This window comes from Cognatundibacterium luofuense, from assembly GCF_018139685.1.
In the GTDB taxonomy this organism is placed as follows: Bacteria; Pseudomonadota; Gammaproteobacteria; order Burkholderiales; family Burkholderiaceae_D; genus Undibacterium; species Undibacterium luofuense.
Genome location: NZ_JAGSPN010000338.1, coordinates 1 through 351 on the forward strand (window position 1 = coordinate 1; position 351 = coordinate 351).

Annotated in this window: 1 pseudogene; it reads left to right on the forward strand. The window is 58.7% G+C overall.

The window, feature by feature from the left end:
• Positions 1 to 133 precede the first annotated feature (133 nt).
• A pseudogene (locus tag KDM89_RS20685) lies at positions 134 to 351 on the forward strand (phenylacetate--CoA ligase family protein); the annotation flags it as partial.

Here is a 351-nt window from a genome sequence, read left to right on the forward strand (position 1 = left end):
CGAATTGAAATTTTACCGGCGTCGCAAGCGCTGGCTGGCCTGAGGCGCGACCTTTTTTATCAGCGCCCACCATGCTCCCCTGAAGCACAACCACGTCTGACCAGCAGTGATTTTTCTAAAGGAAGTCTGCACCATGCATGATTATCTGGATGCTCTGGAAACCCGTAATCCGCTTAGCCGCGAACAGGCGCTGATGAACCGGCTGCCGCAACTGATCGCCCATGCGCAGCAGGCACCCGGCTGGAGCCGCATACTGCAAGGTGTGCACGCGCCCGAGATCCGCAACCGGGCCGCACTGGCCAGCCTGCCAGTCACGCGCAAATCGGAGTTAAAAACGCTGCAAAGCGTGCT